Annotated in this window: 22 protein-coding genes and 1 pseudogene; 12 read left to right on the top strand and 11 right to left on the bottom strand. The window is 69.5% G+C overall.

Translation table 11 applies throughout. The annotated features are described in order from the left end of the window. Positions 1 to 14 precede the first annotated feature (14 nt). Entirely contained in the window at positions 15 to 524 is a 510-nt protein-coding gene (locus P0W64_RS18170; protein ID WP_275481575.1) for a hypothetical protein, read from the top strand. Between the two features lie 115 nt (positions 525 to 639). Here P0W64_RS18170 and P0W64_RS18165 read toward each other — a convergent pair whose 3' ends face one another. The 10 genes from P0W64_RS18165 to clpS all read right to left on the bottom strand — a co-directional run bounded on the left by P0W64_RS18165 (position 640) and on the right by clpS (position 7,673). Further along, positions 640 to 1,947, bottom strand: coding sequence for an LCP family protein (locus tag P0W64_RS18165; RefSeq protein ID WP_275481574.1), 1,308 nt, complete (start codon positions 1,945 to 1,947; stop codon positions 640 to 642). Positions 1,948 to 2,060: 113 nt separating this feature from the next. Beyond that, on the bottom strand, positions 2,061 to 2,678 hold the full coding sequence (locus tag P0W64_RS18160; RefSeq protein WP_275481573.1) for a non-canonical purine NTP pyrophosphatase: 618 nt from the start codon (positions 2,676 to 2,678) through the stop codon (positions 2,061 to 2,063). Further along, complete coding sequence (gene rph / locus P0W64_RS18155) at positions 2,675 to 3,457, bottom strand: ribonuclease PH (protein ID WP_275481572.1); 783 nt, start codon at positions 3,455 to 3,457, stop codon at positions 2,675 to 2,677. The genes P0W64_RS18160 and rph overlap by 4 nt, the downstream gene beginning before the upstream one ends. 57 nt (positions 3,458 to 3,514) lie before the next feature. After that, positions 3,515 to 4,276 carry a cyclic nucleotide-degrading phosphodiesterase gene (locus P0W64_RS18150; RefSeq protein WP_275481571.1) on the bottom strand — a complete coding sequence of 254 codons (762 nt, stop codon included), beginning with the start codon at positions 4,274 to 4,276 and terminating at the stop codon, positions 3,515 to 3,517. Positions 4,277 to 4,301: 25 nt separating this feature from the next. Beyond that, positions 4,302 to 4,943: a rhomboid family intramembrane serine protease gene (locus tag P0W64_RS18145; protein ID WP_275481570.1), complete on the bottom strand. Its 642-nt coding sequence runs from the start codon at positions 4,941 to 4,943 to the stop codon at positions 4,302 to 4,304. A 42-nt stretch (positions 4,944 to 4,985) separates the two neighbouring features. Continuing rightward, positions 4,986 to 5,972, bottom strand: a complete 987-nt coding sequence (locus P0W64_RS18140; RefSeq protein WP_275481569.1) for a cysteine synthase — start codon at positions 5,970 to 5,972, stop codon at positions 4,986 to 4,988. 2 nt (positions 5,973 to 5,974) lie between these two features. Then, complete coding sequence (locus tag P0W64_RS18135) at positions 5,975 to 6,247, bottom strand: MoaD/ThiS family protein (RefSeq protein ID WP_275481568.1); 273 nt, start codon at positions 6,245 to 6,247, stop codon at positions 5,975 to 5,977. Then, positions 6,248 to 6,658 (bottom strand): M67 family metallopeptidase, encoded by a 411-nt coding sequence (locus P0W64_RS18130; protein WP_275481567.1) that lies wholly within the window; start codon positions 6,656 to 6,658, stop codon positions 6,248 to 6,250. Between the two features lie 106 nt (positions 6,659 to 6,764). After that, the gene (locus P0W64_RS18125) at positions 6,765 to 7,352 is read right to left on the bottom strand and encodes a DUF2017 domain-containing protein (RefSeq protein ID WP_275481566.1); all 588 of its coding nucleotides are present in this window, start codon (positions 7,350 to 7,352) and stop codon (positions 6,765 to 6,767) included. A 6-nt stretch (positions 7,353 to 7,358) separates the two neighbouring features. Continuing rightward, a complete protein-coding gene (gene clpS / locus P0W64_RS18120) occupies positions 7,359 to 7,673 on the bottom strand; it encodes an ATP-dependent Clp protease adapter ClpS (protein ID WP_275481565.1) in 315 nt (104 codons plus the stop codon). Positions 7,674 to 7,692: 19 nt separating this feature from the next. Between clpS and P0W64_RS18115 the strand changes: the two genes are divergently transcribed. Continuing rightward, on the top strand, positions 7,693 to 9,036 hold the full coding sequence (locus P0W64_RS18115; protein WP_275481564.1) for a nicotinate phosphoribosyltransferase: 1,344 nt from the start codon (positions 7,693 to 7,695) through the stop codon (positions 9,034 to 9,036). Then, positions 9,033 to 9,581: an isochorismatase family protein gene (locus P0W64_RS18110; protein ID WP_275481563.1), complete on the top strand. Its 549-nt coding sequence runs from the start codon at positions 9,033 to 9,035 to the stop codon at positions 9,579 to 9,581. The genes P0W64_RS18115 and P0W64_RS18110 overlap by 4 nt, the downstream gene beginning before the upstream one ends. 26 nt (positions 9,582 to 9,607) lie before the next feature. Here the strand turns inward: P0W64_RS18110 and P0W64_RS18105 are convergent, their stop codons facing one another. Then, the gene (locus P0W64_RS18105) at positions 9,608 to 9,964 is read right to left on the bottom strand and encodes a nuclear transport factor 2 family protein (protein ID WP_275481562.1); all 357 of its coding nucleotides are present in this window, start codon (positions 9,962 to 9,964) and stop codon (positions 9,608 to 9,610) included. A 70-nt stretch (positions 9,965 to 10,034) separates the two neighbouring features. Here P0W64_RS18105 and P0W64_RS18100 point away from each other — a divergent pair, with 70 nt between their 5' ends. From P0W64_RS18100 to P0W64_RS18060, 9 genes and pseudogenes are all read left to right on the top strand, one after another. Beyond that, a complete protein-coding gene (locus P0W64_RS18100) occupies positions 10,035 to 10,904 on the top strand; it encodes a LysR family transcriptional regulator (RefSeq protein WP_275481561.1) in 870 nt (289 codons plus the stop codon). Positions 10,905 to 10,913: 9 nt separating this feature from the next. Next, positions 10,914 to 12,935: an ATP-dependent DNA helicase gene (locus tag P0W64_RS18095; RefSeq protein WP_275481560.1), complete on the top strand. Its 2,022-nt coding sequence runs from the start codon at positions 10,914 to 10,916 to the stop codon at positions 12,933 to 12,935. Between the two features lie 144 nt (positions 12,936 to 13,079). Next, a complete protein-coding gene (locus P0W64_RS18090; RefSeq protein ID WP_275481559.1) occupies positions 13,080 to 13,793 on the top strand; it encodes a TetR/AcrR family transcriptional regulator in 714 nt (237 codons plus the stop codon). After that, positions 13,745 to 14,914 carry an FAD-dependent oxidoreductase gene (locus tag P0W64_RS18085; RefSeq protein ID WP_275481558.1) on the top strand — a complete coding sequence of 390 codons (1,170 nt, stop codon included), beginning with the start codon at positions 13,745 to 13,747 and terminating at the stop codon, positions 14,912 to 14,914. The genes P0W64_RS18090 and P0W64_RS18085 overlap by 49 nt, the downstream gene beginning before the upstream one ends. Before the next feature lie 236 nt (positions 14,915 to 15,150). Continuing rightward, complete coding sequence (locus tag P0W64_RS18080) at positions 15,151 to 17,154, top strand: alpha-1,4-glucan--maltose-1-phosphate maltosyltransferase (protein ID WP_275481557.1); 2,004 nt, start codon at positions 15,151 to 15,153, stop codon at positions 17,152 to 17,154. 110 nt (positions 17,155 to 17,264) lie between these two features. After that, positions 17,265 to 18,905 (top strand): maltose alpha-D-glucosyltransferase, encoded by a 1,641-nt coding sequence (gene treS / locus P0W64_RS18075; RefSeq protein ID WP_275481584.1) that lies wholly within the window; start codon positions 17,265 to 17,267, stop codon positions 18,903 to 18,905. Beyond that, entirely contained in the window at positions 18,902 to 20,344 is a 1,443-nt protein-coding gene (locus P0W64_RS18070) for a phosphotransferase (RefSeq protein WP_275481556.1), read from the top strand. The genes treS and P0W64_RS18070 overlap by 4 nt, the downstream gene beginning before the upstream one ends. After that, positions 20,344 to 22,560 (top strand): annotated as a pseudogene (gene glgB / locus P0W64_RS18065) (1,4-alpha-glucan branching protein GlgB); the annotation flags it as partial. The gene P0W64_RS18070 and the pseudogene glgB, both read left to right, overlap by 1 nt. A 94-nt stretch (positions 22,561 to 22,654) precedes the next feature. Beyond that, positions 22,655 to 23,404, top strand: coding sequence for an MBL fold metallo-hydrolase (locus P0W64_RS18060; RefSeq protein WP_275481554.1), 750 nt, complete (start codon positions 22,655 to 22,657; stop codon positions 23,402 to 23,404). Positions 23,405 to 23,452: the final 48 nt, after the last annotated feature.

The raw sequence follows: 23,452 nt of genomic DNA, 5'->3' as shown, positions 1-23,452 counted from the left end.
CTAAGGTGACCCTTATGTGGGTCCACCATTACCTCACCGTGGCACTGCCACTGCTTCTGATCCCCACCGTCGCTCTGGTCGCCTGCGCCAAGTGGGGCAGCACAGCGCTCGCTTCAGGCCTGCCGGACGACGTGCAGGCGCTACTCCCCGAGTTCACCCGCTCGGAGAAGCGGCGAGGCACGGTGTTCGGGACCGTGTTTCTCCTCGCACTCCTCGTCACGACCTTCCTGGCCGCGTACACGTGGATCGGCGGGGGCCGTGCGTCCGGTCTCCTCCAAGCGTTCGGGATGGCGTTCGCGACGTTCTTCACGTTCTGCCTCATCGACCTCGTCGTGATCGACTGGGGGCTGGTGTGCTGGTGGAGGCCGTCGTGGGTGGTCATCCGCGGCACCGAGGACGCGGCCGGCTGGGGTGACTACATGTTCCACGTCCGCGCGCAGCTCAGCCCGCAGGGGTTGGCGGCGATGTTCGGCATACCGGTCGCGATAGCTGCCCTCGCCACGGTGGCTCGACTCATCACATAGCCGCGGCGATAACCGCGGCCACGGCGAGGGAGACCTCGTCCGCGAGGCGCTGAGGAGCCCCGGGGGCGACGACATGCCCTGCAAGCGGCGCACTCCCGTCCCCGACGTACCGGATTCAGTCGACGCAGGGCACCTGGCCACTACGTACCACGGTGCCTGCGTCGGGCGTCGCATCAGCGACTATCGAGGCCTGGGCCGACCCCGGGATACGCGGGGCGGCACCGGTGGTGGGTACCGGTCCGTCGAGGGTGGCCCGCGTCGACGAGGCGGCGGCCCGCCCGGGTGACGGCTCACGCGCCGGAGCCGGCGCTGCGGTGGTCTGGGCAACCTCCGAGACGCCGGACGCCGAGGATTCGGGCGCGGTCTCGGGGATGGATTGACCGAACGCCTTCTGTACCTGCCCACGGATCTTGGCCGGGTCCACCAGGTTCACGTCCTGGCCGTCGACGACGCCGTACGCCTCGACCGGCAGCGTTGTGAACTCGAGGTTGGTGGCGGCGATGTCGCCGATCTGCCGGATGAAGGACGAGACGTCCCACCCATCGCTGATCACGACGTCCTTCTGCGCCACCGCGAGCATGCTGCGCAGCTGGTTGACGTTCCCGAGCACCCCCTGCTGCTGTAGCGACAGCGCCACCGAAGCGATGAACGCCTGCTGGCGGTGCGTGCGATCGAGGTCGCCATTGCTCAGGCCATGGCGCTGCCGCACGAACGACAGGGCCTGCGCCGCGTTCAGGTGCTGTCGCCCCGCAGGGAAGTCTGCGCCCGAGTACGAATCGTGCACAGCATGATTCAGGCACACGTCCACGCCGCCCAGTTGCTTCGCGAGATCGTAGAACCCGACGAGGCTGACCTCGACGAAGTGGTCTATCGGCACGCCGACGAGCTTCTCGACGGTCGCGAGGGTCTCCGCTCGGGCAGCCTCCCGGCCCTGATGCTCGAGGTCGGCGGGATCGGAGACGCCTCTCGCCACGAGGGCGTCCTCGGCCTGAGCCTTCTTGCGCCCGTACGCCTCCTTGATCTTGGCGTGCCCGACACCATCGATATCGTCGACCTCGACATAGTCGTCGCGTGGAATGGAGAACGCCTTGATGTTCTTCCCGTCCGCGGGTACGTGGATGAGGATCAGCGTGTTGGTGTTGTATCCGCCCTCGTTGCCGTCACCCGCGTGCAGCTGCGACAGCACGTCCGCTGGGAGTTGGTTGCCGTCCTGGTCCTTCCGAGTGTCGAGGCCCATCAGCAGGATGTTGGTCGCACCGCCCACCGACTTGGCGAACTTCGGATTCGCCAGCACCGAGGACACGTTGAAACCGCCGATCACCAGACTGCTACTCCACCAGGCGAATCCGGTTACGGACAGCACGACGAACGCCAGCACCGCGACGGCGCCGCGCGCCACGATCGACCCGGACCCACGCTGCACGCGGTCAGGTTAGCGGAGGAAGCTGCGATTACCTGTGCGACGCGCGGGACGGTTGTGACGAAAGCGACGACCAGTTCCCGTGGGTCCGAAGAAGTTCGGCCTCGGGGCGACGTTCAGGAGGCCAGGCGGCCCAGCGCGGGGACCAGCTGGGCGAGCGCACGGGCGCGGTGACTGACGGAGTTCTTCTCCTCGGCGCTCAGCTCGGCCGCGGTGCGGTCCGACCCCGCGGGCAGGAAGATCGGGTCGTAGCCGAAACCGCCGCCGCCCCGGCGGGCACGCAGTAGGCTGCCCGTCCACCGTCCGGTGACGGTGACGGCGCCGTCGGGCACCAGGTCCGGTGGGCCCACCAGGGCGCACACGGACACGAACTGGGCGCCGCGGCGCTCGTCGGGGACGTCGGACAGCTGCGCCAGCACCAGGTCGAGGTTCGCGTCGTCGTCGCCGTGCCGGCCGGACCAGCGCGCCGACAGCACACCCGGCATACCACCCAGCGCGTCGACACAGACACCGGAGTCGTCTGCGAGACATGGTAATCCGGTCTCTGCGAAGCCCTGCCGCGCCTTGATGAGAGCGTTGCCGACGAAGTCCGGAGCGTCCTCGGGCAGCTCTTCGAACTCGGGCACGTCGCCCAGGCCGACGATCTCCAGGCCCGCGATCCCGGCCCCCGCGACGACGGCGCGAAGCTCCGCGAGTTTCTTGCCGTTGCGCGAGGCCAACAGCAGGCGGGTCACGCGCCGAACTTCTTCTTCGGCTCGCTTTCGGCCTCGGGCAGGACGCCCGGGTACGGCGCCGCGAGCGCCTCCTTCTGCACGGTGAACAGTTGCTCGCAGCCCGCGACCGCGGTATCGAGCATCCAGTCGAGCGTGGTGCGTGCGAACGTCGCACCCTCGCCCGTCCCCTGCACCTCGACGAGGGTCCCGGTGTCGGTGGCGACGACGTTCATATCGACCTCGGCGCGCGAATCCTCCTCGTACGGCAGGTCTAGGCGCACGCGTCCGTCTACGACACCGACCGAGATCGCCGCGATTGCACAGGAGATCGGCTGCGGGTCGGCGAGGCGCCCGGCGGCGGCGAGATAGGTGACCGCGTCGCACAGCGCGACGTACGCGCCCGTGATCGACGCGGTGCGGGTGCCGCCGTCCGCCTGCAGGACATCGCAGTCGATGGCGATGGTGTTCTCACCGATCGCGGCGAGGTCGATGCACGCGCGCAGGGACCGGCCGACCAGGCGGGAGATCTCATGGGTGCGCCCGCCGATCTTGCCCTTGGTGGACTCGCGACGGGAGCGCTCATGCGTGGCGCCGGGAAGCATCGCGTATTCGGCGGTGAGCCAGCCGAGACCGGATCCGCGGCGCCAGCCGGGCACACCGAGCTCCACACTCGCGGTGCACAGCACCTTGGTGTTACCGAACTCGACGAGAACAGAACCCGCAGGATTCTGAGTGAAACCCCGCTCGATCCGTACGGGGCGGAGTTCGTCGTCGGCCCTGCCGTCTGCGCGTCTACTCACGGACCCCACCCTACGGCCCCGTCGACACCCACGTGGCGGACCCCACGACGACGGATCTCAGAGTTCGAAGACCTGGCCCTGCCGCACCGCATCGACGGGACCGTCGAACGCTGACCGGGCCTCCGCGACCACCTCGTCACGGGACGTCCACGGCGGGACATGGGTCAGCAGCAGGCGCTTGGCCCCGGCTTTCGCGGCGGCCTCCCCGGCCTCGAATCCCGAGATGTGCACTCCCAGGGGGCGATTCTCGGGATCATGGGTCCAGCTCGCCTCGCACAGGAACAGGTCGGCATCCCGGGCCACCTCGACGAGGGCGTCGCACACCCCGCTGTCGCCGCTGTACGCGAGCACCTTTCCCGACGGTGCCGTGATCCGCAGGCCGTACGACTCCGGCGGGTGGAACATGGTGTGCGGCTGAACGGTGAAGCCACCGACCTCGACGTCGGTCCCCTCGACCCAGGGGATGAAAGCGAACGTGTCCGCGATGTCGTCGACGAAGCTCGCCGACTCGGCCGATGCCCGCCCGATGCGCTCGGGGGTGTCCGACGGCCCGTACAGCAGGGCCCGACCCACGGCCGGCACAGGGTGGTAGCGACGCCAGACCAGCAGCGACGGCAGATCCAGGCAGTGGTCGGCATGCAGGTGCGACAGGAGGATCGTGACCGAGTTGGGGTCCACACGCTCCTGCAGTCTGCCCAGGACACCGGGGCCGAAGTCGACGACCACCGGCTCGTGCCCTTCGACCTGGAGGAGGTAACCCGAGCACGCCTCGCCGGGGCCGCCTACGCTGCCGGAACACCCGAGTATCTCCAGACGCATGTGCAACATGCTGCCAGATACACGCCTATCCGGTGGCCATCACGTCAACCTGTTTGGAAGTCCGATGTTTCGGGCGCCCCAGGGCGGCCGCCGCCAGGACTCCTCCGATCGCGCCGAACAGGTGCGCCTGCCACGAGACACCGGGCTGCCCCGGGAGGACGCCCAGGAACATCGTTCCGTATAGCACCAGCAGTACCACGCCGACGAGTATCTGAACGATGCTCTTGTTGAAGAATCCCCGCACCACCAGGTACGTCATCCATCCGAAGATCACGCCGGACAGGCCGATGGTCACGGTGTGCCCCTGTCCCGTGAGCCACACTCCGGCACCCGAGAACAGCCAGACGAACACCGTCGCCGACAGGAAGCGGGCGGCCCCCGCGAGTAACCCGACGAAGCCCAACACGAGCGCCGGCACGGAGTTGCTCGCCAGGTGGTCCCACCCGGCGTGCAGCAGCGGCGCGAATGCGATACCGCGGAGCCCCTCCTCGGTGCGCGGCAGGATGCCCCACCTGTCGAGGCTGTGATGGTCGGCCACGTCGACGAGCTCGATGAGCCACAACGCCCCGACGAACAGCACGATGGTGACGAGGGCGTTCCGTATCGCCCGGCCCCGGCCGCCAGTGGAGGGGACGGCGGCGGGCCGCATGCTCGGATAGGAAGTCATGGCGCTTCTCCTCGATAGGCCGTTACGGGATCGGCCGTCCGGTCAGGCCCAAAGCTGGCCGTCGAGGGCTTCCTCCGCCTCTTCCACCGTACCGTCGTATGCGCCGGTCGACAGATACTTCCATCCGGCGTCGGCGACCACGAACGCTACGTCGGCACGCTCGCCAGCGCGCAGGGCCTTGCCCGCGACGCCGAGCGCGGCGTGCAGCACGCCACCGGTCGAGACGCCCGCGAAGATCCCCTCGTCATCGATCAGCTGGCGCATGCGGCGCACCGCATCGTAGGCGCCCACCGAGTAGCGGGTGGTGAGCACGGATTCGTCGTAGAGCTCCGGGACGAAGCCCTCGTCGAGATTGCGCAGACCGTAGACGAGCTCGCCGTACCTCGGCTCCGCGGCGACGACGGCGATACCGGGGACGTGCTCACGCAGATAACGCCCGGTGCCCATGAGCGTCCCGGTCGTGCCGAGACCCGCCACGAAGTGGGTGATCTCAGGTAGGTCGGCGAGCAGCTCGGGTCCGGTCCCGTGGTAGTGCGCGGCGGCGTTGGCGGGATTCCCGTACTGGTAGAGCATGACCCAGTCGGGATGCTCGTCGGCCAGCTTCTTGGCCTCCGCGACAGCGCGGTTCGAGCCGCCCGCCGCGGGGCTCGCGACGATCTCCGCGCCGTACATGGTGAGCAGCTGCCGACGCTCGGCGCTGGTGTTCTCGGGCATCACGCAGATCAGCCTGTAGCCCTTGAGTTTCGCCGCCATCGCGAGGCTGATCCCGGTGTTGCCGGACGTGGGCTCGAGGATGGTGCACCCGGGCCGTAGCCTGCCGTCGCGCTCCGCGTCCTCGATCATGCGCAGCGCCGGCCTGTCCTTTATGGATCCCGTCGGGTTGCGGTCCTCGAGCTTCGCCCAGAGCCGCACATGCGGGCCCCCGGCGCCGTCCTCGGCGCTGCCTTGGTCCCACCTGGGCGAGAGCCGGGGCAATCCGACGAGCGGCGTGCCGCCGAGCGACTCCAGCAACGAGCCGAAACGCGCCACGCCTAGCCGCCCGCGACGGCGGGCAGGATCGTGACCGAGCCCCCGTCTGCGACGGCGGTGTCGAGCCCACCCGAGAAGCGCACGTCCTCGTCGTCCACGTAGACGTTGACGAATCGGTGCAGCTTGCCGTCGGCGATCAAGCGCTCCTTGAGACCCGCGTGCCGGGACTCGAGATCATCGATCACGGCGCCGAGGGTCGCGCCGTCGGCGGGTACGCGCTTCTCGCCGCCGGTGTAGGGCCGCAGGATGGTGGGGATGGATACTGTGACGGGCATCTACTGCTCCTCGATCTCGATGGGCTCTTCGGTGACCGCGCCGTCTGAGATGCGATAGCTGCGCACCTCGGCGGCCTCTGGGTCGCGGGTGGAGACCAGCACGTAGTGCGCGTTCGGCTCGGATGCGAAGCTCACGTCGGTGCGGGACGGGTACGCCTCGGTGGCCGTGTGCGAGTGGTATACGACGACGGGTTCCTCGTCGCGCGCGTCCATCTCCCGCCACACGCGAAGCTGCTCGCCGGAGTCGAAGCGGTAGAACGTGGGCGACCGCTCGGCGTTCAGCATCTCCACGAACCGCTCGGGGCGGTCGGAGCCCTCGGGACCGGCGATGACGCCACACGCCTCGTCCGGATGATCACGCCGCGCGTGCGCGATCATGCGGTCCACCAGCTCACGCCGGATCGTCAGCACCCGTCACCTCCTCGCGGTCTGTCTCCTGCCGCCTCCGGGCAACGCGGCCGGTCAGGCGGGTATTCCTGAGGGCGGGGTTTCGTTCAGCGCTGAGCGGAACGTCCACTCAGTCGCCCGCCCGCTCCAGCATCGCGGTGACCAGCACGTCCAACAGGGCCGAGAGCCAGTGGTACATGTCGATCCGCGCCGGGTCGATGCCCGGGCGCCCCTCAGGGTGGTCGGCGGTGATATCGAGTAGCGAGCCGAGCGCGAGCCGCACATCGTTGACGGCGGTGAGCCAGTCGGCGGCCTGCTCCTCGGTGAGCGAGACCTTGCCCGCGTGCTCGGGCAGAGTCGCCAGCACGGTCTGTGCCGCGGAGCGCTTCGCGTCGATGATCTCGGGCTCGTTGAGCGAGCGGAGCGCAGCGTTGAGATCTCCGGCGAACTCCCGCGAGACACCGTCGTCGCCCGCCTCATCGGGCCGGTAGAAGTCCGGCAGGAGACGCTGCAGCGGCCCGTCGGACGGCGCATCCGAGTGCCCGGTCCGCAGGCCGGTCAGTTCGGCCAGTTCGTCGTGCGGGGCGCTGCCCTCACGCTCGTCGAGGAGTTCGACCAGCGACGAGACCAGCGAACGGACGATGCCTACCTCGTGGGCGGACATCTTGGAGACGTAATGGATGCCGTCGATGCCACGCTTAGCGGCCCAGTTGCGCATAGATCCCTACGAGTCGCGCTGCATCGTCGCCCATAGGCCGGCGGCATGCAGCTTGCGGACGTCGCCCTCGACCTTGTCGCGGTCCCCGGTCGATACGACGGCTCGCCCCTCCGTGTGCACCTGCATCATCAATTCCTTGGCCTTGGCGGTGCTGAAACCGAAGAGCTTGCGGAACACGAACGTCACGTACGACATGAGGTTGACAGGGTCGTCCCACACGACCGTCAACCATGGCTTGTCCACCGACTGCTCTTCCTGACGCTCCAGAAGCGCTGCCGAGCTCGGGCCCACCCCCGGTACAGCTTCGCCGTGGTTGCTCATAGGTTCTAGGGTACCCAGTGTGACCCACGAGACGACAGCCCCGCCCGGCGCATATCCCGGGCCGGCCAGCACGGGGCTGCTCACCGATCAATACGAGCTGACGATGCTGGCAGCGGCGCTGCGGGACGGCACCGCGCACCGTCCGTGCGTGTTCGAGGTCTTCGCGCGGCGACTGCCCGACGGACGCCGCTACGGAGTGGTCGCCGGGACCGGGCGCGTGCTCGAGGCGCTGCAGCGGTTCCGTTTCGGCGAAGCCGAACTCGATATCGCGCGGACCTTCCTCGACGCCGAAACCGTGGACTGGCTCGCGGACTACCGCTTCTCCGGCGACATCGACGGGTATCCGGAGGGTGAGATCTACTTCCCGGGGTCCCCGATCCTCACCGTGCGTTCTTCGTTCGCGGAGGCGGTCCTGCTGGAGACCCTGGTGCTGTCGATCCTCAACCACGACAGCGCGATCGCCGCCGCGGCCGCACGCATGGTCTCCGCGGCGGCGGGGCGACCGCTGATCGAGATGGGCACGCGACGCACGCACGAGATCGCCGCCGTCGCCGCCGCGCGCGCCGCGTACCTCGCGGGCTTCACCTCGACGTCGAACGTCGAGGCCGCGCGCACTTTCGGTGTGCCGTCGGGCGGGACCGCTGCGCACGCGTTCACGCTGCTGCACACCGGGCCGGACGGTGCCGACGAGGAGGCGGCCTTCGCCGCGCAGGTCGCGGCCCAGGGCGCGGCCACCACGCTGCTGGTCGACACCTACGACATCACCGAGGGCGTGAACCGCGCCGTGCGCGCGGCGGGGCCCGGGCTGGGTGGCGTCCGCATCGACTCGGGCGATCTCGGCATCATCACGCGCCAGGTCCGCGCGCAACTGGACTCGCTCGGCGCGACGGGAACGAAGATCGTGGTGTCCGGCGACCTCGACGAGTACGCGATCGGCGCGCTCCGAGCGGAGCCGATCGACGTGTACGGGGTCGGTACCTCGCTCGTCACGGGCTCCGGGGCACCTACCGCGGGGATGGTCTACAAGCTCGTCGAGGTCGACGGCGTACCCGTTGCGAAACGCAGTTCCCACAAGGAGACCCACGGCGGCGAGAAGCGCGCGGTACGGCTCGCGAAGTCGACGGGGACCATCGTCGAGGAGGTCCTGTCGCCGCGCGACGTCGAGCCGCGCGTGCCCGCCCGCCTGACTGCCACGCCCCTGCAGATCCCGCTGGTGCGGGGCGGGGACACCGCCCTGTCGCTACCGACGCTCGAGGACGCGCGAGAGCGCCTACGCGCGGCCCTGGTGTCGCTGCCGTGGGAGGGCCTCGGCCTGTCGCACGGCGAGCCCGCGATCCCGACACGCTTCGAGGCCCGCTCATGACCGCCCTCATCGTCGTGGATGTACAGAACGACTTCTGCGAGGGCGGGTCCCTGGCCGTCGACGGCGGCTCCGCCGTCGCCGCCGCGGTGAGCGCGCTCGCAGCCCGGTACGGCACGGTGGTGGCCACGCGCGACTGGCATATCGACCCCGGGCCGCACTTCTCCGACGACCCGGACTACGTCGACTCGTGGCCCCCGCACTGCCGGGTCGGCACTCCCGGCGCGGACTTCCATCCCGCATTGACGCTGCCCGAGGGCACCGTCGTGTTCTCGAAGGGGGAGTACACGGCGGCCTACTCGGGTTTCGAGGGGGCGTCGGCCGACGGCGAATCGCTTGCGGATTGGCTTGCGGAACAAGGGATCACGTCTGTCGATGTGGTGGGCATCGCGACCGACCACTGCGTCCGCGCCACGGCCCTCGACGGCGTACGCACGGGGCTCTCCGTACGCGTGCTGGTGGACTACACGGCAGGCGTCGCGCCCGGCTCCACCGCCGCCGCGCTCGACGAGATGACCTCCGCTGGAATCGAGGTGGTCCGCGGCTGACATCCGCGAGCGCGGTGCGGCCAGAGCTACCCCGCGGCGAGGATCTCGCGCGGGTCGAAGGTCACGCGGACGGCGGTGACGAGACCGTCCTCCACGTGGGTCCAGTTGACGGTGGCGGTTGCGGGCGCGTCACCCATCACCAGGTCGAACCATGTCATGGCATCGGTGTCGTCGGCGAGCCGGCGCACCAGTGTCACCTCCCGGGTGCCTGCCGCCATCCCGGCGAGCCCGGCGAGGAAGTCCTCGACGCCGCGTGTGGAGCCGAAGACGCCGTCGAACGTCACATCCTCGGCAAGGTGGGGTCGCAGCGGCTCGAAGTCCTTGCGCTGCCAACAGTCCAGGTAGAGCTCTGCGATCTCACGGGGTGTGGGTGTCTTTGTCATGAGTCCATCGTGAGACCGGAGAACTCATTAGTCCAACAGCTGAATCAGCTATGAGCTAGCATTAATAGTTATGGAGCTTCATCAGCTGCGCTACCTGATCGCGGTCACCGATCAGGGTTCGTTCACCGCGGCCGCGGACGTCCTGCAGGTCAGCCAGTCAGGGGTGTCCGCGCAGATCGGAAAGCTCGAGCGGGAGCTCGGCCACCGCCTGTTCCAGCGGGGGACGCGTAGCGTCGCGCCGACGGCCGAGGGTGAGCAGCTCCTCCCCTACGCCCGCGCGGCGCTACGCAGTGTCGACGATCTGCGCACGGCCGCAGACGAACTCGCCGGACTCGACCGCGGGCATGTGCGGCTGGGCACCGTCATCGGCTGTGCGATACCCGGCTTCCTGGCAGGCTTCGCGGAGTTCCGTCACGATCACCCGGCGGTCACCGTCGAGGTGACGGAGGGCAACTCCGACCCGCTCGTGCGGGACCTGCACAGCGGCACGCTCGACGTCGCCCTCGTAGCGCACGCTCATCCCCTTCCGGACACGCTCGAGTCGCGCACGCTTCTCACGGAGCCGCTGGTCGCCGTCGTTCCCGAGGGCCACCCCTGGACACGGCGGCGCGCGCCGATCACACCGAAACACCTGACCGCGGAGACGATCCTCTGCCTGCCACCGGGCACGGGAGTACGTGCGGCGCTCGACGCGACGTGCGCCGCGCATTCGGTGGCACTCGACGTCGCCGTCCAGGCCCACTCCCCCGACGCGCTGCTGCAGCTCGCGGCACACGGCGCCGGCGTGACGATCCTGTCGCGCTCGATGACGGGCGGAGCACCGTCGGTCGCGATCTCGGGCTCGGCACCCAACCACCTGTCGTTGGCGACACGCACGGCACCGTCGGGAGCGGCGCGGACGCTGGCGGCCACACTGCTGCGGCACCTGACGTCCCGGTAAACTCGCCCGGTGCCCGAACCGCCCATCGTTCCGCGTCTGCTCGACAACGCCGTCGGCGCGCTGGGCGGCACCCGACGCGACGGCCAGGTACGGATGGCAGCGGCGGTCGCGCACTCCCTGGACACGGGCGAACACCTCGCCGTGCAGGCCGGTACGGGCACCGGGAAGTCACTCGCGTACCTGGTACCCGCGATGCGGCACGCGGTCACCACCGGAAACACCGTTGTAGTGAGCACGGCGACCATCGCCCTGCAACGCCAGCTGGTCGACCGCGACCTCCCGCGTCTGTCGAAGGCCCTGAAGTCCGACCTCGGACGCGAACCCACGTTCGCGATCCTCAAGGGCCGCGGCAACTACCTGTGCCTGAACAAGCTACACAGCTCGGCGGCCTCCGAGCCGGACTCGGCGGAGCTGTTCGACCCGTTCGCGGCGTCCCGCATGGGCCGCGAGATCAAGCGGTTACGCGAATGGTCGTCGGACACCGAGACCGGCGACCGCGACGAGATCGAGCCCGGCGTGAGCGACCAGGCGTGGCGGCTGGTGAGCGTGGGCGCACGAGAGTGCTTGGGGGCGAGCAACTGCACGTACGGCCAGGACTGCTTCGCCGAGGAAGCCCGCAAGCAGACGGGCCGGGTCGACGTGGTCGTCACCAACCACGCGCTGCTCGCGATCGACGCTATGACCGATGTCAACGTCCTTCCCGATCACGATGCGGTGATCGTGGACGAGGCTCACGAGCTCGTCGACCGGGTCACCTCGGTCGCGACGGCAGAACTCACCGCGGGCACCGTCGCCGCCGCCGCGCGCCGTGCGGGCAAGCTGGTGGAGGACGAGATCGCCGACGCGATGATCGCCGCGAGCGAGGGCCTCGGCTCGCTCCTCGAGGATGTGGGGACCCGGCGCTGGCTATCCCTACCCGACGGCGCCTCCGCCCTTGCTGCTGTGCGCGACGCCGCGTGGGCGACCCGGACCGCCGTCGGCCCGGCGCGTGGGGCGAACCTGGACGCCGACGCCGCGGCGGCCCGCAGCGCAGCGCTGACCGCGCTCGACGAAGTGCACGACACCGCGGTACGTGTGCTCACGGCATTCGACGAGCCCGACGAGTCCAAGCGCTACGACGTCGTGTGGACCGCTGATGTGCCGATCAAGGGCGGATTCCGCCGCACTCTGATGATCGCGCCACTGTCGGTGGGCGGGTTGCTGCGCAGCCGCCTGTTCGGTGAGTCGACGGTGGTCCTCACGTCCGCGACGCTCGCGGTGGGCGGCACCTTCGACAGCGCTGCCGGCGCATGGGGGCTGACCCGGAACCCCACTGAGCCGCAGCGGGATCCGAGCCTCGCCACAGGCAAGAACCCCGAGCACACCCTCGAGTGGTCGCACCTGGATGTGGGGTCACCCTTCGACCACGCGCGCTCGGGCATCCTGTACGTCGCCAAGTCCATGCCCCCGCCCGGCCGGGACGGCACCGCGCCGCAGATGCTCGACGAGATCGCCGAGCTCCTCACAGCGGCGGGCGGACGCACGCTCGGCCTCTTCAGCTCGACCCGGGCCGCCAAAGCCGCTGCCGCCGCGCTACGTGAGCGCGTCGACACGCCGATCCTGTGCCAGGGCGAGGGCGCGACGGGTCAGCTGGTGCGCGACTTCGCCGCCGACCCCGCGACGTCACTGTTCGGCACCCTCAGCCTGTGGCAGGGCGTCGACGTGCCGGGGCCATCTCTGTCACTGGTCATCATCGACCGTATCCCGTTCCCGCGTCCCGACGATCCCCTGCTCACCGCACGGCAACGCGCCGTCGAGGCCCGGGGCGGCAACGGATTCATCAGCGTCGCGGCCACTCACGCGGCTCTGCTGCTCGCGCAGGGAGTCGGCCGGCTGCTGCGATCGGTCGACGATCGCGGCGTCGTCGCCGTTCTCGATCCTCGCCTCGCCACCGCGCGCTACAGCGGATTCCTCCGCGCCACCCTGCCGCCGTTCTGGGAGACGACGGACAAGCAGGTGGTCCTCGGCGCATTGAAGCGCCTCGACGGCTGAGCCGCGCGCGCCACGACTCGGGCCCGACCCGATCTCCAGTCGTTGACATCCGAGTCACCCGTCGGGCACGCTTGTAAGTAATCGATTACTTTCGAAGCGGCCGGCGGGCCGCCGGGACGTAATCGCTTACTTTCAGGAGGTGTTGTGCCGCAGGGTACGCGCGAGAAGATCATGACGGCCGCGTTGCAGCTCTTCGGTGAGCGGGGCTTCGCCGGGACACCGGTCACGGCGATCGAGAAGGCGGCGGGCCTGACCGGGGGAACAGGTGCCCTGTACCGCCATTTCGGCTCGAAGAACGAGTTACTGGTCGAGTCGGTCCGCTGGTGCCTGAACGACTGGGGGCCGTACGCCCAGTTCGCAAGCCCCGGGTACTCGGCCGTGGGCTACATCGAGCAGCGACACCCCGACGCGACGCTGGCCGAGAAGGTCGAGGCACTGTGCCGCCTCGGCCTGGTACGCGCCGACCACATCCGCGACGTGAGACGGATCATGTTGCGCGACAACAGCGTCCCACCCGGCCTGCTCGACTCGTTCCGAGCCGACGACCATGACGTGCGCGTCGCATTGGTCGCCCGCACGCTGCGCGACCTCGCCGTCTCCGACCGGCCGGGGGCACCGTCGGAACCCGACGCCTGGCGTCCCGAGGCCGAGGTGCTCGTCGGGGCCATGGCGAATCTGTGGCTCATGCACGACCTGTACGGGGGCGACCGGCCCTGCGGGATCGACTTCGACGCCTACATCCGGGCCGTCGGCGTGATGCTCGCGGCACGCATCAGGGACACACACCATCGAACCGGAGAGGACCCATCATGGGAACAGGACACGTCACCGTCGTCGGCGGCGGACTCGGAGGCCTGACCGCCGCCATCGCCACGGCCGAGGCAGGCGCGGAGGTCACCCTGCACGAAGCACACGGCAGGCTCGGCGGACGCGGCCGGGCACTCGAGGGCTCGTACGTAGCGCACGAGGGCGCGCACGTGTTCTACGCGGACGGCGAGCACTATCGATGGCTACGCAGCCGCGGACTGATCGGCCGCCTCGGCTGGCCGTCGGCGGCGGCCATGGGCCGCGTGCGATTCCGCGTCGACGACGAGTTGCGGCGCATCCCGCCCGCGGGCATGCTCGCCGCTCAGGCACAGGCATGGCGGAAGGCCCCGGTCGATGAGACCTTCGGAGCCTGGGCCACGGGGATCTGGGGCGAGCGGACGACGACGTGGATGGCCAACGCGATCAGCGTGGTCACGTACGACGCCGAGACCACGGCGCTATCAGCGGCGTACGTCTGGGACCTGTTCCAGCGTGTACTCGGGCCCCGCATCCCCGCGATCCGCTGGGTCGTCGGTGGGTGGCAGGCGGTGATCGACCGGATGGCCCAGCGGGCACGGGAGTTGGAGGTGCGCATCCAGACGGGCAGCCGCGTCGATGCGCTGCCCACCGGACGCGGACCGGTGATCGTCGCAACCGATCAGTTCGCCGCGCGGGGACTCCTCGGCGACGACTCCCTCGGCTGGCCCATGGGTCATGCGGCGCTGCTCGACATCGCCGTACGGCCTTCGCGCGGGGATTGCAGCCTGGTGTTCGACCTCGATGAGGGAGGCTTCCACGAGAGCTACTCGATGCAGGACTCCACGGTGGCCCCGGCGGGCGAGGCCCTCTACCAACTGCAGATGCCGGTGCGCCCCGACGAGGGGCCGTCGGCAGCGCACGAGCGGCTCGCTCGCCTCGCCGAGCGGGCCCTCCCCGGATGGCGGGAGCGCGCCACCTTCACCCGGACCGCCACCGCCCGTGACCGCACGGGCGCCAACGACCTCCCCGGCTACACCTGGCGCGACCGCCCCGCGATCGACCGCGGCGACGGCGTATATCTCGTGGGAGACACCGTCGCGGCCCCCGGAATGCGCGGCGAGATCGTCATCAACAGCGCGGTCGAGGCGGCCCGTCTGGCCACCGAACGCATCGCCGAGGTGGCGCCGCACTGAGGTCCACGGCGGCGGGCCGCCCATCGGCACGGCGGCGGGCCGCCCATCGGCACGGCGGCGGGCCGCCCATCGGCACGGCGGCGGGCCGCCCATCGGCACGGCGGCGAGCCGCCCATCGACACGGCGGCGAGCCGCCCATCGGCACGGCGGCGGGCCGCCCATCGACACCGCGGGCGTGCGGATCACGTCTCCCGCGCCCCGCACATGGCGCCGGGTATTCGGATACGGTTGTGCGGGTGACCGGCCGAATCGGTATCGATGACATCGAACCCGTCGTATCCGGGGGGCAGTACCCCGGCAAGGCGACGGTGGGTGAAGTGGTTCCCGTCTCCGCGACCGTATGGCGTGAGGGCCACGACGCCGTCGCCGCCACGCTGGTCGTCACGCCCGCCGAGGGTGACGTGCCGCAGTACATCCGGATGGCCCCCAGTTCGCAGCAGGACGTGTTCAACGCGGTGTTCAGCCCGGACGCACCAGGCTTCTGGTCAGTCCGCATCGAGGGCTGGTCGGACCCGCTCGCTACGTGGCGCGACGCGGTCGGGAAGAAGATCGCCGCCGGGCAGGGTGCTGGCGAACTCGCCAACGATCTCGAGATCGGAGCGCGCCTGCTGGATCGGGCCGCCGGTGGAGTCCCGCCGCACGACCGGCAACGTCTCTCCGATTGCGCTGCGGCCCTGCGGGATACGGAACGCACACTGGTAGAACGGACCGCGCCGGCACTGCATCCGGACATCGTCGCACTGCTCGCCGCATACCCGCTGCGTGACCTGGTCACCAAGTCGCGCACCCACCGGATCTGGGTCGATCGCAAACGCGCCCTGTTCGGTGCGTGGTACGAGTTCTTCCCCCGCTCGACGGGTGGCTGGGACGCCGAGGGCCGGCCCGTGCACGGCACGTTCCTCACGGCGGCCGAGGACCTGCCGCGTATCGCGGACATGGGCTTCGACGTGGTGTACCTGCCTCCGATCCATCCGATCGGGGAGGTGAACCGCAAGGGGCGCAACAACACCCTGACACCGGGACCCGACGATGTGGGCTCGCCGTGGGCGATCGGCTCGGCCCAGGGCGGGCACGACACCGTGCACCCGGGCCTCGGGAACGAAGAGGACTTCCGCTACTTCCTCGCCCGCACGCAGGAGCTCGGCATGGAAGTGGCACTGGACCTGGCGTTCCAGGCTGCGCCCGACCATCCTTGGGCCACAGAGCATCCCGAATGGTTCACGGTGCTTCCCGACGGCACGATCGCGTACGCGGAGAACCCGCCGAAGAAGTATCAGGACATCTACCCGATCAACTTCGACGACGATCGGGTCGGGATCTACCGGGAGCTGCTGCGCGTCACGCTGCACTGGGTCGACCAGGGAGTGAAGATCTTCCGCGTCGACAACCCACACACCAAGCCACCGGACTTCTGGGAGTGGCTCATCACCGAGGTGAAGCGCCACCACCCCGACGTGCTCTTCCTCGCCGAAGCGTTCACCCGGCCCGCCCGCATGTACGGGCTGGCGAAGCTCGGATTCACCCAGAGCTACACATATTTCACATGGCGCACCGCCAAGTGGGAGCTGACGGAGTTCGGCGTCGAGCACGCGTCGATGGCCGATGTGTGCCGCCCCAACCTGTTCGTCAACACGCCGGATATCCTGCATGAGAGTCTGCAGCACGGCGGCCCGGGCATGTTCGCGCTGCGTGCGGCGCTCGCCGCGACGCTGTCGCCGACGTGGGGCGTGTACTCGGGCTACGAGCTCTATGAGCATCAGGCCGTGCGCGAGGGCAGCGAGGAGTACCTCGACTCGGAGAAGTACGAGCTCCGGCCGCGCGACTACAAGGGGGCCGAGAGCCGGGGCGAGTCCCTGGCGCCGTTCATCGCACGGCTCAACGAGATCCGACGCCGCCACCCCGCTCTACAGCAGCTGCGGAACCTTCACTTCCACCACGTCGACAACGACGCGCTCATCGCATACAGCAAGCACGACCCGGCGTCCGGCGACGCAGTGCTGACGGTGGTGAACCTCAACCCGTTCGGCGCGGAGTCGGGCACGCTGTGGCTGGACCTGCCTGCGATCGGTATGGATTGGCATGCACGATTCGATGTACGCGACGAGGTCACCGGTGAGGAGTACCACTGGGGCCAGGCCAACTACATCCGCCTCGAGCCGTGGCGCAACGTCGCACACATCATCGCGCTGCCGCGGCTCGACGCCGTAGCCCGCACCACGTCGACGTACCGGGTGCCGTGACCGAAGGGACCCATGCGGAAGACCGGCCGGGCGCAGACGACCCGGCGGTCCGAGACGTCGCGCGTGCGGGCGGTCCGCCGGGCGCTCTCCCGCCCGCCGAGAGCGATCCGCTGTGGTTCCAGCGCGCCGTGTTCTACGAGGTGCTGGTGCGTGCGTTCGACGACTCCGACGGCGACGGCACGGGAGACCTGCGCGGCCTGCTACAGCGGCTCGACTATCTGGCATGGCTCGGCGTGGATTGCCTGTGGCTGCCGCCGTTCTACGACTCACCGCTACGCGATGGCGGCTACGATATCCGCGACTTCCGCACCGTCCTGGGCGAATTCGGCACCGTGGACGATTTCCGCGCCGTCGTCGAGGCGGCACACGAGCGCGGCATCCGCATCATCTGCGACCTGGTCATGAACCACACGTCGGACACGCACCCGTGGTTCGCGGCCTCGCGATCCGACCCCGACGGCCCGTTCGGCGACTTCTACATGTGGGCCGACGACGACACCGGGTATCCGGACGCGCGTGTGATCTTCGTCGACACCGAGCCGTCGAACTGGACATTCGACCCGGTCCGTAAGCAGTACTATTTCCACCGCTTCTTCAGCCACCAGCCGGATCTCAACTACGACAACCTCGAAGTGCACGAAGCGATGCTCGACGTGCTGAGGTTCTGGCTGGACCTGGGGATCGACGGCTTCCGCCTCGATGCCGTGCCCTACCTGTACGCGCGCGAGGGCACCAACTGCGAGAACCTCCCGGAGACGCACGCCTTCCTGCGCAAGTGCCGCGCCGTCATCGACGCCGAGTACCCCGGTCGCGTGCTCCTCGCGGAGGCGAACCAGTGGCCGTCGGACGTGGTCGAGTACTTCGGCGACGGGGACGAGTGCCACATGGCCTTCCACTTCCCCCTGATGCCCCGCATCTTCATGGCGGTCCGGCGGCAGTCCCGCTTCCCGATCTCCGAGATCCTCGCCGAGACCCCGGCCATCCCCGCGACGGCCCAATGGGGCATCTTCCTCCGCAACCACGACGAGCTGACCCTCGAGATGGTCTCCGACGCCGACCGCGATTACATGTACGCCGAGTACGCGTCCGACCCGCGGATGAAGGCGAACATCGGAATCCGGCGACGGCTCGCACCGCTGCTGGAGGGCGACCGCACGCGGCTCGAGCTGTTCACGGCGCTGCTGCTCAGCCTGCCGGGGTCGCCGATCCTGTACTACGGTGACGAGATCGGTATGGGCGACAACATCTGGCTGGGCGACCGCGACGCGGTCCGCACACCCATGCAGTGGTCCCCCGACCGCAACGCGGGTTTCTCGCGCGCCGACCCCGGCCGCATGTACCTGCCCGTCATCATGGACCCCACCTACGGCTACCAGGGTGTGAATGTAGAGGCCCAGCTGAACTCCACGAACAGCCTGCTGCACTGGACGCGTCGCCTCATCGCCGTCCGCAAGCAGCATCCCGCGTTCGGCCTCGGCACGCTCACAGAACTCGGGTGCCCGAACCCCTCGGTTCTCACATACGTGCGCGAATTCGACGGCCACGACCCGATCCTCTGTGTGCACAACCTGTCCCGCTTCCCCGGCGCCGCGGTGCTGGACCTCAGCTCGTGGTCCGGCCGGATTCCCATGGAGCTGACGGGATCCGTACCCTTCCCCCCGATCGGCGAGACGGAGTACATGCTCACACTGCCGGGCCACGGCTTCTACTGGTTCGCGCTGCGCGCCGACCCGCGCGAGGTACCGGCATGAGCGTCACCGACGCGGCCCTCGCCGCCGCCCTCGGCCGATGGCTACCCGCGCAGCGGTGGTTCTCGGCCAAGACCTCTGCCGTCGTCGGAACGCGCATCGCAGGGAGGCAGTCGTTGCCGGCCGATGCGGGCACGCTCGAGTGGCTTCTGGTCGAGGTGGAGCTCGACGGGGCCGCGGGCGGGCCCGGTGCCACCGCCGCTGTCCACCTCTACCAGGTGCCGCTGCTCGTGCGTGACTCGCTGCCGCCGGCGGCAGAGGCCGCGCACGTTCCCTCCCCCGACATCGGCACTGTCCTCACCTGTGCGCTGACAGACCCCGACGGCGCCCTCGCCCTCGCCCGGCACGTCGCCGCCGGCGGTGCGGCGGGCGCGCTCCGATTCCGCACCGACGGCGACACGTGGGCTGCCGGCGTCGAACGGGTACATCCGCTCGGCGTAGACCAGTCGAACAGCTCGGTGGTGCTCGACGGTGCCGTTCTGCTCAAGGTCTTCCGGCGCGTATTCCCCGGCCCCAACCCGGACGTGGAGCTCACGGGTGCGCTGACGCGGGCCGGATCCCCGTCGGTGGCGCCGCTGCTGGGCTCCGTCGAGTGGACCGGAGCGCCGCTCACAGCTCAGCCGACGACGCTCGCGATGGCCCAGCGGTTCGAGGCGAACGCGGCCGACGGCTGGCAACTCGCGCTCGCGAGCGTTCGGGACCTCATGGCCGAAGGCGATCTGCTCGCGGAGGAGGTCGGTTCGGACACCGCCGCTGAGATGTTGCGCCTGGGGGGCGCGGTGGCTCGCATGCATGCCGACCTACGGGCGACGCTGGGCGCGGCTCCCGCGCCCGGTTCCGGCGGCCCGGACGATGCGGGGCGGGGCCGGTTCGCGGACCTGACCGCCGGACTGGAGCGGGCCGTCATCGTCGTGCCCCAGCTGGCCGGGCTGCGCGAGCGCGTCGCCGCGGTGGCGCGCGCGGCCGCCGACGAGCCTCCCGGTCCGTGGGAGTTCCAGCGCGTGCACGGTGACCTGCACCTCGGGCAGGCGCTGCGCACACCATCGGGGTGGCTGTTGGTGGATTTCGAGGGCGAGCCAGCCGCGGAGCCCGCCGCACGCCGCGCCCCCGATCATCCGCTGCGAGACGTCGCCGGCATCCTGCGCTCACTCGACTACGCCGGGCGCAGCCCGCTGCAGGACGCGGGGCCGGGTCCGTCCGCGCAGTTGCGTTTCCGAGCCGACGAGTGGACGCGCCGCAACCGCGACGCGTTCTGCACCGGCTACGCCCGAGAGGCGGGTGCCGACCCTCGGGACACACCGGCAGCGCTCCGCGCGTTCGAGCTCGAGAAAGCGCTCTACGAAGCCGTCTACGAGGCGCAGAATCGACCCAGTTGGATCGAACTGCCGCTGCATGCGATCGATGTGCTGACACAGGGACCGTCGCAGGAAAGGGAATGGTGATGACCACCGACTCCGAAGGCACAGCCGGCTCCGCCGATCCGGCAGCGGTCGAGCCCGAGGCGCGCCACCGGCTGCTGTCCGGCACCCACCACGACCCGCATTCGATTCTCGGCGCTCACGAAACAGGCGGGACATCCGGGCCGGACGCGCGCGGCGGGACCGTGCTGCGGACGCTGAGGCCGGGCGCGGAATCGGTCACCGCGGTGATCGGCGGCGACCGATTCCCGTTGCGGCGCATAGAGGGCGGACTCTTCGGTACATGCGTACCGATCAAGGATCTGATCGACTACCGCTACGAGGTCGAGTATCCCGGCGGGACGTCCACCGTTGCGGACGGTTACCGATTCCTGCCCACTCTCGGCGAGCTCGATCAGCACCTCGTCTCCGAGGGCCGCCACGAACGGCTCTGGGATGTGCTCGGCGCGCACGTACGCGAGTACGAGACGCCGGACGGCACCGTCACCGGCACGTCCTTCGCGGTGTGGGCTCCGAATGCTCAGGGGGTCACCGTGATCGGCGACTTCGAGTACTGGGCCGGCGAGTCCTATCCCATGCGGGTGCTGGGTTCGAGTGGCATCTGGGAGGTCTTCGTCCCAGGTGTGGGTGACGGCGCCAGATACAAGTACCGGATATTCACGGACGCCGGTCCGGTGGAGAAGGCGGACCCGATGGCCCGGCGCACCGAGGTGCCGCCGGCGACCGCGTCGATCGTCACCTCGTCGGCGTACGAATGGGGCGACACCGCGTGGATAGCCAGGCGGGCCGAGACGGACCCCGTGGCGCGTCCGATGAGCGTCTACGAGGTGCACCTCGGGTCGTGGCGGCAGGGCCTCGGGTACCTCGATCTCGCACGCGAACTGGCCGAGTACGTCACGGAGACCGGCTTCACGCACGTCGAGTTGCTGCCGGTCGCCGAGCACCCGTTCGGCGGGTCGTGGGGATACCAGGTCACCTCGTACTATGCACCGACGTCACGCTTCGGCACGCCCGACGAGTTCCGTGAGTTCGTCGACGTCCTGCACGCCGCCGGGATCGGCGTCATCGTGGACTGGGTGCCCGCCCACTTCCCCAAGGACGCATGGGCACTCGCGCGCTTCGACGGCACCCCGCTCTACGAGCATGCGGACCCTCGGCGCGGCGAGCAGCTCGACTGGGGCACGTACGTTTTCGACTTCGGCCGGCGCGAGGTACGCAACTTCCTCGTTGCCAACGCGCTGTACTGGATAGAGGAGTTCCACATCGACGGCCTGCGCGTCGACGCGGTCGCCTCCATGCTGTACCTCGACTATTCGCGTCCCGACGGCGGCTGGACCCCGAACCGGTACGGCGGCCGGGAGAACCTCGAGGCGGTCGAGTTCCTGCAGGAGATGAACGCCACGGTGCACAAGTCGCACCCCGGCATAGTCACCGTCGCCGAGGAGTCGACGTCATGGCCGGGCGTCACCCGTCCGACCAACCTCGGCGGCCTGGGCTTCTCGATGAAGTGGAACATGGGCTGGATGCACGACACCCTGGGCTACCTGACCCGGGACCAGATCCACCGCAGCTTCCACCACCACGAGATCACCTTCTCGCTGATGTACGCGTGGAGCGAGAACTTCCTGCTCCCGATAAGCCACGACGAGGTAGTGCACGGCAAGGGCACGCTGTGGACCCGTATGCCGGGCGACTCGCGCACCAAGGCAGCGGGTGTCCGCGCACTGCTCGCCTACATGTGGGCACACCCTGGCAAGCAGCTACTGTTCATGGGGCAGGAGTTCGGTCAGGTGCGCGAGTGGTCCGAGGAGCGCAGCCTGGACTGGGACGACGCCGTGGGCTGGGAGGGCGAACTGCACGCCGGGATCCGTTCTCTGGTGCGCGATCTCAACGCCGCCTACCGCGCGCACCCCGCGCTGTGGAGCCAGGACGCGACACCGTCGGGCTACGAGTGGGTGGACGCCAACGACTCGCAGAACAACGTGCTGAGCTTCCTGAGGTGGGGCTCCGACGGGTCCGTGGTCCTGTGCCTCTACAACTTCTCCGGCGCAACGCAGGACCGCTACCGCGTCGGCGTGCCCTACGCGGGAGCGTGGCATGAGATCCTCAATACCGACTCCACCGACTACGAGGGCACGGGCGGCGGCAACATGGGCGGCGTAACGGCCGAGACCCGCTCATGGCACGGGCGTCCCGCGTCCGCCGAGGTGGTCATGGGCCCGAACTCGGCGGTGTGGCTGCGGTTCGACGGTGCGGACGCGTCGAGCGATCCGGGCACGGGCAGGCATGCGGCGGGTAGAGCCGCGGAGGGGCAGACGACGGGCGGGAGCGCCGATGCGTGAGGCGGCACCGGGCGTCACGGAGGTGGCGCGCGGTGTGTTCGTCGCGCGCGGCACACATGTGAACTTCATTCTGCTGGTGGAGGGTTCGGACGTCACGCTGATCGACGCCGGCTGGCACGGCGATGCCGACACGGTCGAGCGCTCCGTTGCCGCCGTCGGCCGGCGGATCGAGGACGTACGAGCGATCCTGCTGACCCACGCGCACCTCGACCACGTGGGTGGAGCCGCCGTACTGCACGATCGGCACGACATACCGATCCTGACTCATCCCGCCGAGCTGGGCCACGCGCGCGGCGAGTGGCGTGAATCGGCCGGGCCCATCGATGTCGCACTGCGGGCCTACAAGCCCACCACGGTGCGCTGGGCGACCGCCATCGTGCGTGCCGGTGCTCTGACCCATGTGGCCGTGCCCGACGCCGAGGCCTTCCCCGATTCGGGGAGGCCGCTGGACCTGCCCGGTCGACCCGTGCCCGTGACATGCTTCGGCCACACCACGGGACACACCGCATTCCACCTTCCCGAACTCGGCGTCGTCGCCACCGGCGATGCCCTTGTGACAGGACATCCGTTGAGCGGCAAGAAGACTCCGCAGCTACTCCCCGAGTTCTTCGCGCACGACCCCGAACAGGCCGATGCCGCTCTGGACGGCCTGGCCGCCCTCGACGCCGACATCATCGCTCCGGGCCACGGCGCACCCCTGCGGGTGGAGCTGTCCCGCGCCGTCGCGACCGCACGTGCCTGAGTCGGCGGCCATGTCGCGAAACGGGCTCTGAGGTGGCCTATCCCGTCA

This window comes from Tsukamurella sp. 8F (assembly GCF_029167375.1).
Taxonomy (GTDB): domain Bacteria; phylum Actinomycetota; class Actinomycetes; order Mycobacteriales; family Mycobacteriaceae; genus Tsukamurella.
The sequence above is the reverse complement of the archived record's forward strand: the minus strand, read 5'-3'. Positions and strand labels throughout refer to the sequence as shown.

Bases quoted from the DNA above. Each gene is read 5' to 3' on its own strand.
- P0W64_RS18085 (WP_275481558.1), top strand. From the start codon at position 13,745: ATGGGAACAGGACACGTCACCGTCGTCGGCGGCGGACTCGGAGGCCTG.
- P0W64_RS18110 (WP_275481563.1), top strand. From the start codon at position 9,033: ATGACCGCCCTCATCGTCGTGGATGTACAGAACGACTTCTGCGAGGGC.
- P0W64_RS18135 (WP_275481568.1), bottom strand. From the start codon at position 6,247: ATGCCCGTCACAGTATCCATCCCCACCATCCTGCGGCCCTACACCGGC.
- P0W64_RS18070 (WP_275481556.1), top strand. From the start codon at position 18,902: ATGAGCGTCACCGACGCGGCCCTCGCCGCCGCCCTCGGCCGATGGCTA.
- clpS (WP_275481565.1), bottom strand. From the start codon at position 7,673: ATGAGCAACCACGGCGAAGCTGTACCGGGGGTGGGCCCGAGCTCGGCA.
- P0W64_RS18100 (WP_275481561.1), top strand. From the start codon at position 10,035: ATGGAGCTTCATCAGCTGCGCTACCTGATCGCGGTCACCGATCAGGGT.
- P0W64_RS18145 (WP_275481570.1), bottom strand. From the start codon at position 4,943: ATGACTTCCTATCCGAGCATGCGGCCCGCCGCCGTCCCCTCCACTGGC.
- P0W64_RS18060 (WP_275481554.1), top strand. From the start codon at position 22,655: ATGCGTGAGGCGGCACCGGGCGTCACGGAGGTGGCGCGCGGTGTGTTC.
- P0W64_RS18125 (WP_275481566.1), bottom strand. From the start codon at position 7,352: ATGCGCAACTGGGCCGCTAAGCGTGGCATCGACGGCATCCATTACGTC.
- P0W64_RS18150 (WP_275481571.1), bottom strand. From the start codon at position 4,276: ATGCGTCTGGAGATACTCGGGTGTTCCGGCAGCGTAGGCGGCCCCGGC.
- P0W64_RS18105 (WP_275481562.1), bottom strand. From the start codon at position 9,964: ATGACAAAGACACCCACACCCCGTGAGATCGCAGAGCTCTACCTGGAC.
- P0W64_RS18170 (WP_275481575.1), top strand. From the start codon at position 15: ATGTGGGTCCACCATTACCTCACCGTGGCACTGCCACTGCTTCTGATC.